This is a genomic window from Marinimicrobium sp. C6131 (assembly GCF_026153455.1).
Taxonomy (GTDB): Bacteria; Pseudomonadota; Gammaproteobacteria; order Pseudomonadales; family Cellvibrionaceae; genus Marinimicrobium.
In genome coordinates this window covers 1612704-1626980 of the sequence record NZ_CP110629.1, presented here as the reverse complement: position 1 = coordinate 1626980, position 14277 = coordinate 1612704, and the positions used below count along the sequence as shown (strand labels likewise).

Genomic DNA, 14277 nt, shown 5'->3' with positions numbered 1-14277 from the left:
CGTAACCCCAAACACTCGGGACCATCACGACCATGCCTCACACTGTAGACGACTTACTCTACCTCATGTCCCGCCTGCGCGAGCCCAACACCGGCTGCCCCTGGGACCTGAAGCAGTCCTACCGGACCATCGCCTCCTCCACCCTGGAAGAAGCCTACGAAGTGGTCGACACCATCGAACGGGGCGATTACGACCACCTGCGCGAAGAGCTCGGCGACCTGCTGTTTCAGGTCATTTTCTACAGCCAACTGGGTAAGGAAGAGGAGCGTTTTGATTTCGGCCAGATCGTCGATGGCCTGGTGAACAAGCTGATCCGCCGTCACCCGCACGTCTTCCCCGATGGCACTCTGGACAGTCGCGTGGACGACCAGGCCTCATTGCCAGCGGATGTCAAACAGCGTTGGGAAGCCATCAAACAACAGGAGCGGGAAGAGAAGGGTGTGCAGGGTGTGCTCGACGACGTGCCCCTGAACCTCCCGGCCCTCAGTCGCGCGGCCAAGTTGCAAAAACGCGCCGCCAACGTCGGCTTTGACTGGCCGGACATCCGCGGTCCCCTGGCCAAAATCCGGGAGGAGACCGACGAGTTGACAGAGGCGCTGGAGGCTGGCGACCAGGCACACCTGACCGAAGAACTGGGCGATCTGCTGTTCGCCGTCACCAATGTCGCCCGCCACCTGAAAATCGACCCCGAAGCGGCCCTGCGCCAGGCCAACCGCAAGTTTGAGCAGCGCTTCCGCTACGTCGAGCAGAATGCCGAGGGAAATCTGAACGATCACTCCCTCGAAGCCCTCGACACCCTCTGGAACAACGCCAAAACCCAAACGTAAGGTCGGTCGGATCGGTCCGACGCATCGGAGCGCACAGCGCGTAATCCGACCATCTCACCCGATCCCCACATTGTCGGCTTACGACCTTCGGCCTAAGCCGATCTACGAACCTCTACGCCGCCTCGTCAATCGATTGCCGCACCGTCTTATGACGTTGGCACCAAAATCCGCCTTCCCCTTATAAACAAAAACTCTGTGACCGCCCCAATGAAATCGGTTAACCTCCAGCCCATCGGCTACAATAAAGGTAATGGAATTTCGGCCAGGAGAAGTGACGGTGAATTGGCAAGATGTCCAACCGGATTCGATGGACCGGAGCACAAGCTCCCTCAAAATCCATGTCTCCGAGCTCAGAGTCGGCATGTTCGTCTCCAAACTCGACCGGGATTGGCTCGAGACGCCGTTCCTGGTGCAGGGTTTTATGATCGAAGGCCCGGAAGATGTGGAAACCGTCGCCGAATACGCTGATTATGTGTGGATTGACGCCGTACAGACGCAGTGGCGTCCCCCGGAGCAGCGCACCGGCCTGAAAGCCGCCATCCGTCCGAAAACCACCTACATCAACAAAGTCTCCGCCCGGGAAGAACACGGTCAGGCCATCAAGGTCTTCCGCCAGGCCCGTCAACTCACCAAAACCCTGGTCGACGACATTCGCCTTGGGGGTGCCATCAATACCGAGCAGGCCAAAGCCACGGTGCGGACCTGCGTCGACAGTATCCTGCGCAACCCCGACGCCCTGTTGTGGATGACCAAAATCCGCAACGAAGACGAATACACCGCCGAACACTGCCTGAACGTCTGCATCCTGGCCATCGCGTTCGGGCGGCACTTGGGCATGGAAGAGGCCGACCTGGAAAAGCTGGGACTGTGCGGACTGCTGCATGACGTGGGCAAAATGCGCGTGCCGCCGGACATCCTGAACAAGGCCGGCGCGCTCACCCCGAAAGAGTTCAACATGATCCGTGCCCACACCGTGCACGGCCGCAACCTGCTGCTGTCTACGCCGGGCATTTTAAACGTGGTGGTGGATGTGGCCTACACCCACCACGAACGTATTGACGGCACGGGCTATCCGCGCAAACTGACGGCGGAGAAAATTTCCCGCTTCGCCCGCATTATCGCACTGGTCGACGCCTACGATGCCATGACCGCCAATCGCTGCTACGCCGAGGCCATACCGACCACCTCTGCGCTGAAGAACATCTACAAGGACCGGGGCACCCATTTCGATGAGAAGCTCGCCCTGGAATTCATCAAAAGCATCGGCCTCTATCCCCCGGGCACCATCGTACAGCTGCGCAATGAGCTGGTGGGCATAGTGCTGGAAACCAGTAAGAAATACCGCCACCTGCCCAAGGTGATTCTGATCAAGCGAGGCGAACGACCGCTCAAAAAGGAACAGGTTATCAACCTGGCGGATGTGGAGCGGGGTCACCTGAAAGACGATTTCCTGATTCAACGAGCCCTCAAGGATGGGACCTACGGCATCAGCGTGGCGGAGTATCGGGAAAAGGGGCTGGTGTTTCGGGCGGCGTCCTGACGGCAACCTTCATGCGTCGGCGGTGCGAACCCGGTGGGGTTGGCATAAAGTGTGGTTTAGGGCACACTTCCAGTTCTCGTCGGATTTTCCGGATCGTCAAGATATTGCGCTTGGAGACAGAGCTTCAGCTGTTTAGGTAACCAATATCTCTGTGCGTGGTGTGTGAAGAATAAGGGGACGCATCCGATGGGTTTGTGTAGAAATACAAGTATTGGCAGGAGCCATAAATGGACAAAACCCATCCTCAACACCGCTATCGCTACGTTGAGCTGGTTGCTTGGTGGGAAGGGCAGATCAATACGCGACAAATCGTGGAGCAGTTTGGCCTCTCGCGCCAACAGGCCAGCTCGGATATCAACGCTTATAACGAACTGACCAAAGGCAACCTGGCCTATGACGCTTCCCGCAAGGCCTGGATACCATCGAGCCACTTCCGGCGTCACTATATCTCCGACGATGTCACCGAATACCTGAACTGGATTCAGACCGGGTATCGTATTCCCGCGCCCGCCATCCTTCCTCATGAATCCCTCCGCCTGCCCGCGCGTCACGTCGCGCCCACCGTTATGCGTGGCCTGATTGCCGGCATACGCCAACAGCAACGGGTGGAGGTGGACTATGTCTCTCTGTCCAATCCCAATCGGGAAGGGAGGGTCATTGCCCCCCATACGTTCGTCAATACCGGCCTGCGCTGGCACCTGAGGGCGTTTTGCGAAAAGAGCGGCGAGTATCGCGATTTTGTGCTCAGCCGGTTCCGGGGTGAGCCCGAGCTGATCGGGAGAAGCCGTCAGACCGCCGATCAGGATGAAGCTTGGAACACGGAAGTCACTTTGATATTCGCGCCGGACCCGCGCTTGCCGGACGCGAAGCGGGAGGTTTTGGAGCATGATTACCAGATGACGGATGGACATCTCTATCGGCGAACTCGAGCCTGCCTGGTGCAGTACCTGATTCAGGAAATGCAGGTGAATACCAAAATCTGGGATGGAACACCCGAAGCTCAGCAACTGGTGCTCGTCAACCGAGATGACGTGAAGGAGTGGCTGTTTGAAGGGTGAAGCGGTTGCTTAAGTCAGAATATGACAAGTGAGTTTACCTGTGTTTATGGGCAGTATTTCGTTTGCTATGCGTAATGGTTAGGGTTGAACAACACCCAGTAAGAGAATTGAGATCAGGTATGGAAGATATTTCGCCTTCGGATTTGAAAACCATCCTCCATTCCAAAAGAGCCAATATCTATTATCTTCAGCATTGCCGAGTACTGGTCAATGGTGGCAGGGTAGAGTATGTGACCGATCAGGGGAAAGAATCGCTGTACTGGAACATTCCCATTGCCAATACGACCAGTATTCTGCTGGGCACAGGAACGTCTGTTACCCAGGCTGCGATGCGGGAGCTGGCCAAGGCTGGAGTGTTGGTTGGGTTCTGTGGCGGCGGAGGTACGCCCTTATTCACCGCCAATGAAGTTGACGTTGATGTGACCTGGCTCTCGCCTCAGAGTGAGTATCGCCCCACAGAGTACCTGCAGGCATGGGTCAAATTCTGGTTCGATGATGAGTTGCGCCTGGCGGCCGCCAAAGCCTTGCAGCGGGCACGGTTGGCGCGATTGCAGCAGGAATGGTGTAAAAGAGGGTTGCAGGACGCGGGCTTCTCGGTAGATGCAAACAGACTCGACAGCTTACTCTCGGAGAGTGCTCGGCGCATTGACGTCCAGCCTGACACTATGTCACTGCTGACCGAGGAAGCCCGGCTGACCAAGGCGCTTTTCAAACTGGCGGTGGACGCCGTCGGCTATGGTGATTTTACCCGCGCCAAGCGGGGCACGGGCGCCGACCCCGCTAACCGTTTTCTGGACCACGGCAACTATCTCGCGTACGGCCTGGGGGCAACGGCCACCTGGACTTTGGGCTTACCACACGGCCTGGCCATTATACACGGTAAAACCCGCCGTGGCGGTCTGGTGTTCGACGCCGCTGACCTGATCAAGGATGCGGCCATACTTCCCCAGGCGTTTCTGTCGGCGATGCGTGGCGATGAGGAGCAGCAGTTTCGCCAGAATTGTATCGAGGCGCTGACCCGCAGCGAGTCCCTGGATTTTATGATCGACACCCTGAAGTCCATTGCCTTGGAAACCGCCGCCTTAGTGGAGCAGGGCGAATGAATGTATTGTTGGTGTCCCAGTGCAGTAAGCGCGCCCTCACAGAGTCCCGCCGAATATTGGATCAGTTTGCCGAGCGCCGGGGCGACCGAACCTGGCAGACGGCCATTACCATGGAGGGTCTTAACACCCTGCGTAAGCTCCTGCGCAAAACTGCCCGCAAGAACACCGCCGTAGCCTGTCACTGGATTCGGGGCAAGGACCACAGCGAGCTGATGTGGATCGTGGGCAATGCCAGTCAGTTCAACCTCCACGGGGCCGTGCCCACCAATAGTACCCAGCGCAACATTGTGCGCCGCAGTGATGAAGATGACTGGCATACCGGGGAAGACATAAAGCTGCTGGCCCAACTGGCCGGACTCTTACACGACTTGGGCAAGGCTAGCATTGCCTTTCAGCAACGCTTGGCCGGCAAGCGCCAGGAAAAGCACTTTTACCGCCACGAGTGGGTCTCTCTGCGTTTGTTCCTCGCGTTCGTCGGTCAGGATGATGACGCCACCTGGCTAAAGCGGATGATGGCGCCCACAGACGAAGATGAGCAAACCTGGTTACAGGCTGGCCGGTATTGGCGCGACGGCCTCGATGCGGACACACCGCCGCCGTTTGACGGCTTACCCCCACTGGCTTCGGCCGTCGCCTGGCTGGTGCTGACCCACCATCGCCTGCCTGTGATGCCCGTTGAGAATACAGCAACGCAGCAGCAAGAACGGTTGGGTAAAAAAGCGCCTTTTGACCAGGCGGAAAAGCTGGCAGATCTGGTCCAGGATATTACCCACAAGTGGAATGAACAGAAACGCGAGGCCGACACAAGCACCATTGAGCCCTACTGGGATATGGCGGGCGATCTCCCCGTCAACCTGCCCAAGTGGCGTATCCAGTCCGCCAAACTGGCGAAGCGCCTGCTCGCCCTGAAGGAGAAAGGCCATGGCGACTGGCTGGATAACCCCTATGTGATGCACCTGGCCCGCCTGAGCTTGATGCTGGCGGACCACTATTATTCTTCCCTTCCCCCGGAAAGCCTTGAACGAGTAAAAGCCGACAGTCAAGGCCCCTTGTTTGCCAATACCGGCAAGGACGGCAAGCTAAAGCAAACTTTGGACGAACATCTGTTGGGTGTAGCCAGAATGGCCGGGAGCATCAGCCACGCACTGCCGGGCTTTGAACGCTATCTGCCCCGGCTGGCTCGTCATAAAGGGCTCAAAAAACGCAGCAGCCTGGACCGCTTTCGCTGGCAGGACAAGGGCGCCGACGCGGCCACGGCGATGCGGGATACGGCGGCGGAGCGGGGTGCTTTCATCGTCAATATGGCCTCCACGGGTTGCGGCAAAACCCTGGCCAACGCCCGTATTCTGAATGCTCTCGCGGACCCGGTGTTGGGCATGCGCGCCACCTTTGCATTGGGTTTGCGGACCCTCACACTGCAAACCGGGCGCAGCTATCGCGAGGACCTCAACCTGGGCGAGGACGAGCTGGCCATCCGGGTGGGGGGCTCGGCGAGCCGGGCCTTGTTTGAATACCACGAAGCGCAGGCAGAACAAACCGGTTCGGCTTCCACCCAGGATCTGATCGAAGAAGACAGCCATGTCCTCTTTGAAGGCGAACACGCGGACCACCCGCTGTTATCCAAAGCCATGGCCAACCCCAAAATCAGCTCCCTGCTGTCCGCCCCCATGCTGGTCTGCACCATCGACCACCTGATGCCCGCCACCGAAGCTCAGCGGGCCGGGCGCCAGATTGCGCCCATGCTGCGGCTGATGAGCAGCGACCTTGTGCTCGATGAACTGGATGATTTTGACCTGAACGATTTACCCGCTCTGGCGCGCCTGGTTCACTGGGCGGGCCTGCTGGGCAGTCGCGTGGTGCTTTCCTCCGCTACTCTGCCTCCGGCCTTACTGGACGGTATGTTCCAGGCTTACCGGGCCGGGCGGCAGCATTACCACCGCAACCGGGGCGACCAGCCTCTGAAAGCGGGTAGTGGTATGGAAATCCCTTGCCTTTGGGTGGATGAATTCGGCGTACAGCGCGAGCAGATTCCCACCGGACAGGACTACACCCGGGCACACAGCCGCTTTGTCGAGCAGCGGGTCAAGGCACTGGACAATGCCATCAAGGCAGACGGCGCCAAACGGCGTGGCACGCTGGTACATTTGCCCATTGAGCAATCACAATCAAGGGAGCAGGTCTTCGAGGCGTTCGCCAATGCGGTTCGCGAGACCATACTGCCGCTGCACGCCGACCACTGCGAGACCTGTCCACACACCGGCAAAAAAGTGAGCTTCGGCCTAGTGCGCATGGCCAATATCGAGCCCCTGTTCTATGTGGCCGAGGCGCTATTTCGGCTGGGTGCGCCGGAAGGGGTTCATATTCATCTGTGTGTCTACCACTCCCGGCTGCCCCTGTTGTTGCGTTCGGCCATCGAAAATCAACTGGACACCACCCTCAACCGCCGTCAGCCCGAGGCGGTGTTTGAGCGCGCCGATATTCGCGCCGCGTTGGACGGCTCCCCCGAAAACGACCACCTGTTTGTGGTGCTGGGCTCCCCGGTAACGGAAGTGGGGCGCGATCATGACTACGCTTGGGCGGTGGTAGAGCCCTCGTCCATGCGTTCTCTGATCCAACTGGCTGGCCGGGTCCAGCGGCATCGGCAAAAACCCTGTCAAACACCCAATATCGCCATCTTTGAGACCAACCTGCGCCACTACACGGGTGGTACACACCCAGCCGACGATCGGCGAAGGGCCGCCTTTGTCTATCCCGGCTTTGAGGACGCCGATGCCCCCGCTGAGGCGCCTTTCCGGTTGGCGACGCAAAAACTGAGCAAACTGCTTCGTGAGGACGAATACCGCATTATTACTGCCCGCCCACGCATTCAGCCCGGCCCTCAGCCCTGGCAGGCCAAGCACAGCCTGGTGGACCTGGAACATGCCCGGCTGGCCGAAACCATGCTTCCCAAAGCCATTGCCACCTCTGGCGGACGATTCGACAGACGAGGCAACCCACTCAACGCAGCCTCCGCCTGGCAGTACCCCCGGGCTATGCTCACCTGTGTGTTACCCCAGCAACAGCCCTTCCGTTCCGACGACGCCCAGAAGGAGGTGACTCTGGTGTTCTTGCCCGATGAAGACGAGGAACGGCTGGTGCCCCACCGTATTTTTGAGGAGGGGAGCCGAGGTAAATCTGCCATCTATACCTCGGCGGAGAGTCTGGTTATCGACAGGCCGCCACCGAAGGGAGAGCGAGTGACACCGTGGGGGCAACACGACTTGCTGGCTCTGCTGTTGGAGCAGGCAGAGGCTCAGGGTCAGGATTTATCCAAATGCGCAGAGAAATTTACCACGGTCAACGTGCTTGAGAGTGCTCAGGGTTGGTGGTTTGACCCGGTGTTGGGGTTCAGTAAAAAACGATGAACGAATATATCCAACTTTGTAGGCTCATTTAAAGGGGAGAGAAAGTATGAGTGATGAAGACAGGACGAACCGGTTCTATCAGGCCATATCGGGCTTTGTCGGAGAACGGCGAGACGCCAAGCTCAAAGGGTTGGAGGGTGAGGCGGCCGAAAAGCTGGCCGCAAAGTATGACTACCGAACCTGGCTAGCCGATGCCGCCCGGCGCGTATCGCAGATTCAGGCGGTGACCCATGTGCTCAAGGCCACGCATCCGGACGCCAAGGGCAGCAGCTTGCACATTCCCCCAGAAACCCTTGAACAGCGGACAGAAGTGGGCAGTCACATGCTGGGTGAGGGGTTTGCAGAAGATGTCGTGGGCAATGCCGCTGCCCTTGATGTCTACAAGCTCTTGAAATTGGAAGTTGATGGCAAACGGCTTCTGGACTGGCTGCAGGAAAATGATTCCAGTCTTTTGGCCGCGTTGGACACCGATGAGTCAGTGGCTCAGGAGTGGGCCGAGGCTTTTAAAGCTCTGGTTCGTCCGCCGGCGGCGCCGGTCTCTCACGTCCTGGCCAAACAGGTGTACTGGTGCGTGTCTGGCGAGCCGACAGATAACGCGGGCTTCCAGCTGCTACAGCCCATGTTCTCCAGCAGTTTCGCTCACGAAGTGCATGGCCGCATCAATGAAGCCCGTTTCGGGGAGGGCAACAAAGAGGCTCGCCAAGCCTATTACAAGCGCCACGAACACTCCACGCCCTATGTTGAGTACCGAGGTCTGGCGGCGAGAAAGCTTGGTGGCACCAAACCCCAGAATATCAGCCAACTCAATAGTGAACGCGGTGGTGTGAACTATCTGTTCGCTTCCTTGCCGCCGCAGTGGCGTCAATCCAGTGAGCGCCGACTCATGTCCTCCGAAGCGGTCATGCGGCATTTTCGCCGCTATGAAGGTGTCAATGGGCTGCTAAAGGCGCTGATTAAACTGCTTAAAGATGACCCAGATTCTACCATGGAGACCCGTAAAAAACGGGAGGATATAGAGCGCGCTTTGGGCGAATCCCTGGTGGCCTTTGGCTGTACCGTCCGGCAGTCCAGAGAACCGGGCTGGACGCGTGATCCGGACTGCCAACTGGTGGAGTGTGAACAGCTGTGGCTGGACTCGGAGCGGACAAATTTGTCGCCTCGACCTGAGTACGAGCAGGACGATAAGGCCTTTCAGCAGGCGCTGGAATGGAAAGACTGGCCCCAGGAGGTTGCCAACCGCTTTGGCAGTTGGCTGAACAATATTCTGCACAATGCGGGCGTGCCGGTCGGTGACACCGAAGCCGCCCACTGGGCCAGGCAGGCGTTAGTTGATTCCGATTGGCCTTCGAGGTGGCGCCGTCCAGCTGCGCAAGTGACCGCGACTCAGGAGGTGTCCAATGGCTGATTTCCCCCCATTTGAGTACCTGATGGTGCTGCCCCGCTTGCGGGTGCAAAACGCCAATGCGCTGTCCAGCCCAATGACCCACGGGTTTCCCTCCATGACCGCGTTTCTCGGGCTGATGTGGGCACTGGAGCGCAAGACCCAGGCGGCGGGGCTGGATTTGCAATTCAATGCCGTCAGCGTTGTGGCCCACGACTTTGATGAACAAACGCACAGGTCCGGTTACATCAGCAGCTTTCGGTTGACTCGCAATCCCATGGGTAAAGATGGCAAACCCGCCGCGATTGTGGAAGAAGGGCGCATTCACCTGGAGCTCAGCCTGGTGTTTGCGGTGCGCAGTGATGCGTTGCGAGAACCGGGTAAAGCCCGGGAAGTGGCCGCCCAGGTGCAAGAGCTGGTCAGTACCATGCGCATTGCCGGCGGCACGGTGCTGCCCATCCAGCCGCGAAACCGAAAGCAAGCCCCTTATGTAGAACCTTTTACCGGCGATGATGCGGACAATAAGAAGCGATTCAACCGTCTGAAAATGCGCCTGCTGCCCGGGTTTGTGTTGGTGGAGCGCAGTGACCTGCTTGATGAGCGTCTGGCTGAGCTTCGCAAGACAGCGCCCGACGCCAACCGGCTGGACGCCTGGCTGTCGCTTTCAAGAATCAACTGGACCTGGCAGCCGGGTGAGGATGGCAGTGGCGAATGGCAACATGACCGAAAGGGCTGGCTGGTGCCCATCCCCCTGGGTTATGGCGCCCTTACTGAGGTGCAGGCGCCCGGCTCGGTTGCCAACGCAAGAGACAGCACAACGCCATTCTGCTTTGTCGAGAGTGTTTACGGCATCGGCCAGTGGCTCAGCCCTCACAGGCTGCAGTCGTCAGAGCAAATGTTCTGGTACCCGGACAGTCAGCCGAACGAGGGCCTCTACCGCTGCCGGAATGGCTACAGCCCAGAGTTGACCCCTGAATATGACTATGACCTTTGATGAATAACCCAGGCTAAAGAGGACACTAACCATGGCTAACGATACATTGAAAACCGCATCTGTACTGGCATTCGAGCGCAAGTTGGACCCTTCCGATGCGCTATTTTATTGTGGCGACTGGGAGAGTAGGGAGAACCACACAAACTGGACACCGGTGGCGATCAAAGAGAAATCCGTTCGCGGCACCATCTCCAACCGACTCAAAACCAAGGACCAGGACCCGGCCAAACTCGACGCCGAAATAGAAAACCCTAACCTGCAAACCGTCGATGTAGCGGCACTGTCCACGGGCGCAGATACCCTGAAAGTCACCTTTACCCTGCGCGTATTGGGGGGTACTGGTAAGCCGTCGGCCTGCAATGAGCCGGCGTATCAGGAGAAACTGAAGGAGACTGTCGGCGGTTATGTGGCCGAGAACGGTTTTGGTGAGCTGGCCAAACGCTATGCCGCCAACTTGGCTAATGGCCGCTTTCTCTGGCGCAACCGGGTCGGCGCAGAAGATGTGGATGTGCGTGTTGCCCGGATGCAGGATGGTCAGCCTGCACAAAGTTGGCAGTTTGATGCTCTGGAGCTGTCATTGCGGGACTTTTCCAACACCAATCAGGGCGTTACGGAACTGGCCAAGGTGATAGAGGCGGGCCTGACGGAGGAACAGCACGTCCTCTTGCAGGTGACTGCTTTTGTCCGGCTCGGGGAGGGGCAGGAAGTTTTTCCGTCACAGGAGCTGATTCTGGATCGCGGGCGCGGTGACAAAAGTAAAACCCTCTACGATGTCGATAAGGTTGCGGCCATTCACTCACAGAAGATCGGCAACGCGCTGCGCACCATCGATACCTGGTACCCCGGCGCTGAGGATCTGGGGCCGATTGCGGTGGAACCCTATGGTTCGGTCACCAATCAGGGCAAGGCGTACCGTCAGCCCAAGCAGAAGCTGGACTTCTACAACCTGCTGGATAATTGGGTCCTGAAAGACAAAATGCCTGAGGTTGAACAGCAGCACTTTGTGATGGCGACCCTGATTCGCGGCGGTGTATTCGGCGATGCGGGGTGACCTATGGACCACTACCTTGATATCCAGCTATTGCCCGATCCAGAGTTCTCCCAGCCAATGCTGATGGGCGCACTTTATAACAAGCTGCACCGGGCCCTAGTGAGTCTGGAGACGGATCGCATCGGGGTCAGCTTCCCGGAGTACAGCCTCAAGCCCAAGGGCTTGGGGAGTATTCTGAGGATTCACGGCTCGAGTGCGGACTTGAAGCAGCTCCAGGCTCTGGACTGGCTTAGAGGCATGCGGGACCATATTGAGCTATCCCCGGCTCAACAGGTTCCAGCCGATACTCAGCATAGTTGTGTGAAACGTCGGCAGTACAAGACCAACGTGGAGCGGTTGCGCAGGCGGAGGATGAAGCGCAAGGGCGAGACCTACCAGGAAGCGTCTGAGGCCATTCCGGACTCGGTGGAGCAGCGGCCTGATTTGCCTTTTGCTGTGTTGCGCAGTCAGAGCACAGGTCAAGGGTTTCACCTGTTTGTAGAGCAGGGCAAACCCATGCCTGAGCCCGTTTCAGGTCGATTTAACAGCTATGGCCTCAGCCTGGGCGCCACCGTTCCCATCTTCTGACCCTTTTTTACAGGGGCTTCCCAGGCCCCTGTAAAATCAATGACTTACCTCCTGCCTCAAAACTTTGGGGTTCTCATGCGAATTTGAGAAAGTTCTTTAACAATCAGTATCTTACGGCTAAACTGATCTAGTTCGCTGCCGCGCAGGCAGCTCAGAAAACACTGGCGGCCCCATGTTTCTCAAAGATATATGTTCGCTGCCGCGCAGGCAGCTCAGAAATCTATCGGAGTTGGCGCCAGCGTAGGCGCCAAGTTCGCTGCCGCGCAGGCAGCTCAGAAATCAAGCAGCGCACGGCCGCGCTCGGTCTGCATGTTCGCTGCCGCGCAGGCAGCTCAGAAATGTATCAGGAATTCGACGACCAGGTAGTTGAGGTTCGCTGCCGCGCAGGCAGCTCAGAAAATCGGACCGTTTCACCGGCACCGGATCGTTGAGTTCGCTGCCGCGCAGGCAGCTCAGAAATTTTAGAAAGGTATGTCACTGTCGAAGTCATCGTTCGCTGCCGCGCAGGCAGCTCAGAAAACAACACCCGGAGCAATCAGCCCGGCACTTATGTTCGCTGCCGCGCAGGCAGCTCAGAAAACTACATGGGCGAGCCGCTGACCGACGACGACGTTCGCTGCCGCGCAGGCAGCTCAGAAAATGACAGACATCGAAAAAGCAGTCATTGAACTGTTCGCTGCCGCGCAGGCAGCTCAGAAAGGTTCGGGTAGACGAACGCGAAGAACCGGTGAGTTCGCTGCCGCGCAGGCAGCTCAGAAATTCATCGGGGCCGACATACTGGCAAAGCCCTGGTTCGCTGCCGCGCAGGCAGCTCAGAAATCCTCTTCTTCTGCATCGGCGCGGTAGCCCAAGTTCGCTGCCGCGCAGGCAGCTCAGAAACGACCCGCGCGGCTTTGCTCGAAGCGCTGCATGTTCGCTGCCGCGCAGGCAGCTCAGAAAAGCCGCCGCCTGCACACCTGGGATTCCACCAAGTTCGCTGCCGCGCAGGCAGCTCAGAAATCTTCGTAGGCCATGCGGAAGCGGCGCGTACCGTTCGCTGCCGCGCAGGCAGCTCAGAAAACAACAGAAAGCATCCAGCTTCCATTCCAGGAGTTCGCTGCCGCGCAGGCAGCTCAGAAATCGATGCTCAGCCCGTTCAGGTCGGCAATGGTGTTCGCTGCCGCGCAGGCAGCTCAGAAAGTATCGATACGGTACCCGCCGCCCACGCCGCTGTTCGCTGCCGCGCAGGCAGCTCAGAAAAGAGACTAAAGCGCGGGGCCGGTGAAGTCTTTTGTTCGCTGCCGCGCAGGCAGCTCAGAAATATGACCCGGGTGTAATTGCGCCGCGTGGTGGGTTCGCTGCCGCGCAGGCAGCTCAGAAAAGCTCCGCCACGGTGAGTTTGTGGAAGTCCTGGTTCGCTGCCGCGCAGGCAGCTCAGAAAAGTTGCCGCCATATATTCAGCCCTTGTGACGCGTTCGCTGCCGCGCAGGCAGCTCAGAAATTGCGGGCACTAAAAAAGCGCTTGATGGAGTCGTTCGCTGCCGCGCAGGCAGCTCAGAAAAGCTAGTCATGGCGTTCTTGGCCAAGCACTTCGTTCGCTGCCGCGCAGGCAGCTCAGAAAAAGAACATTGCGGCTATGGCCGCCCTTTTTGGTGTTCGCTGCCGCGCAGGCAGCTCAGAAATGGATACGCCGGGCGATCAACCCGATGTGCAGGTTCGCTGCCGCGCAGGCAGCTCAGAAAAGCAACAGGCAGCGGCCTAAGCCGCCCCAAAAGTTCGCTGCCGCGCAGGCAGCTCAGAAAACCCGGCGGTGGTGCGACGCACCCGCAGGCTCGTTCGCTGCCGCGCAGGCAGCTCAGAAAATCGATGAGGACGGTACCAGTGCGCCCGCCGAGTTCGCTGCCGCGCAGGCAGCTCAGAAAACATAGTTAAAGGGGATCCGCACTGACTGGTAGTTCGCTGCCGCGCAGGCAGCTCAGAAACTGGAAGCCCACGCGGCCGCTCAACAACCTGACGTTCGCTGCCGCGCAGGCAGCTCAGAAAGTCAGCGCCCGCCTGCGCAGCCGCACCAGCACGTTCGCTGCCGCGCAGGCAGCTCAGAAAGTCTGGTTGCCCGTCACGTTGCCCGTCCAGGCGTTCGCTGCCGCGCAGGCAGCTCAGAAAAGTGACCGAAAGAATGGCACCGAACTTGTCGAGTTCGCTGCCGCGCAGGCAGCTCAGAAATGGTAGCCTCGCTTCTCCAGCTGCTGCACAAAGTTCGCTGCCGCGCAGGCAGCTCAGAAAACCTCGCCAGCGGCCCGCCATGGCAGGAGGTCGTTCGCTGCCGCGCAGGCAGCTCAGAAAAGTCAATGATGTCCGCCGCGGTACGCCACT

At 58.7% G+C, this 14277-nt stretch carries 9 protein-coding genes and 1 CRISPR repeat array (1 of these 10 cut by a window edge); all 9 genes read left to right on the top strand.

What is annotated here, in order from left to right; genetic code table 11:
• Positions 1–32 precede the first annotated feature (32 nt).
• The 9 genes from mazG to cas6f all read left to right on the top strand — a co-directional run bounded on the left by mazG (position 33) and on the right by cas6f (position 11925).
• On the top strand, positions 33–827 hold the full coding sequence (gene mazG / locus OOT55_RS06920) for a nucleoside triphosphate pyrophosphohydrolase (protein WP_265368378.1): 795 nt from the start codon (positions 33–35) through the stop codon (positions 825–827).
• Positions 828–1077: 250 nt separating this feature from the next.
• Positions 1078–2367 (top strand): HD-GYP domain-containing protein, encoded by a 1290-nt coding sequence (locus OOT55_RS06915; protein WP_322113833.1) that lies wholly within the window; start codon positions 1078–1080, stop codon positions 2365–2367.
• Positions 2368–2594: 227 nt separating this feature from the next.
• Positions 2595–3425: a WYL domain-containing protein gene (locus OOT55_RS06910; RefSeq protein ID WP_265368377.1), complete on the top strand. Its 831-nt coding sequence runs from the start codon at positions 2595–2597 to the stop codon at positions 3423–3425.
• Positions 3426–3544: 119 nt separating this feature from the next.
• Complete coding sequence (gene cas1f / locus OOT55_RS06905) at positions 3545–4528, top strand: type I-F CRISPR-associated endonuclease Cas1f (RefSeq protein WP_265368376.1); 984 nt, start codon at positions 3545–3547, stop codon at positions 4526–4528.
• Positions 4525–7932: a type I-F CRISPR-associated helicase Cas3f gene (gene cas3f, locus OOT55_RS06900; RefSeq protein WP_265368375.1), complete on the top strand. Its 3408-nt coding sequence runs from the start codon at positions 4525–4527 to the stop codon at positions 7930–7932. The genes cas1f and cas3f overlap by 4 nt, the downstream gene beginning before the upstream one ends.
• Before the next feature lie 46 nt (positions 7933–7978).
• The gene (gene csy1, locus OOT55_RS06895; RefSeq protein WP_265368374.1) at positions 7979–9337 is read left to right on the top strand and encodes a type I-F CRISPR-associated protein Csy1; all 1359 of its coding nucleotides are present in this window, start codon (positions 7979–7981) and stop codon (positions 9335–9337) included.
• The gene (gene csy2, locus OOT55_RS06890; RefSeq protein WP_027330762.1) at positions 9330–10307 is read left to right on the top strand and encodes a type I-F CRISPR-associated protein Csy2; all 978 of its coding nucleotides are present in this window, start codon (positions 9330–9332) and stop codon (positions 10305–10307) included. The genes csy1 and csy2 overlap by 8 nt, the downstream gene beginning before the upstream one ends.
• 31 nt (positions 10308–10338) lie before the next feature.
• The gene (gene csy3 / locus OOT55_RS06885; protein ID WP_027330763.1) at positions 10339–11358 is read left to right on the top strand and encodes a type I-F CRISPR-associated protein Csy3; all 1020 of its coding nucleotides are present in this window, start codon (positions 10339–10341) and stop codon (positions 11356–11358) included.
• 3 nt (positions 11359–11361) lie between these two features.
• A complete protein-coding gene (cas6f, locus tag OOT55_RS06880; protein ID WP_265368373.1) occupies positions 11362–11925 on the top strand; it encodes a type I-F CRISPR-associated endoribonuclease Cas6/Csy4 in 564 nt (187 codons plus the stop codon).
• 130 nt (positions 11926–12055) lie between these two features.
• Positions 12056–14277: direct repeats of the CRISPR family, unit length 28 nt; unit sequence GTTCGCTGCCGCGCAGGCAGCTCAGAAA (it continues 1111 nt past the right edge of the window).

Coding starts and splice junctions, on each gene's coding strand:
- OOT55_RS06910 (WP_265368377.1), top strand. CDS start 2,595: ATGGACAAAACCCATCCTCAACACCGCTATCGCTACGTTGAGCTGGTT.
- csy1 (WP_265368374.1), top strand. CDS start 7,979: ATGAGTGATGAAGACAGGACGAACCGGTTCTATCAGGCCATATCGGGC.
- cas6f (WP_265368373.1), top strand. CDS start 11,362: ATGGACCACTACCTTGATATCCAGCTATTGCCCGATCCAGAGTTCTCC.
- mazG (WP_265368378.1), top strand. CDS start 33: ATGCCTCACACTGTAGACGACTTACTCTACCTCATGTCCCGCCTGCGC.
- csy2 (WP_027330762.1), top strand. CDS start 9,330: ATGGCTGATTTCCCCCCATTTGAGTACCTGATGGTGCTGCCCCGCTTG.
- cas1f (WP_265368376.1), top strand. CDS start 3,545: ATGGAAGATATTTCGCCTTCGGATTTGAAAACCATCCTCCATTCCAAA.
- OOT55_RS06915 (WP_322113833.1), top strand. CDS start 1,078: ATGGAATTTCGGCCAGGAGAAGTGACGGTGAATTGGCAAGATGTCCAA.
- cas3f (WP_265368375.1), top strand. CDS start 4,525: ATGAATGTATTGTTGGTGTCCCAGTGCAGTAAGCGCGCCCTCACAGAG.
- csy3 (WP_027330763.1), top strand. CDS start 10,339: ATGGCTAACGATACATTGAAAACCGCATCTGTACTGGCATTCGAGCGC.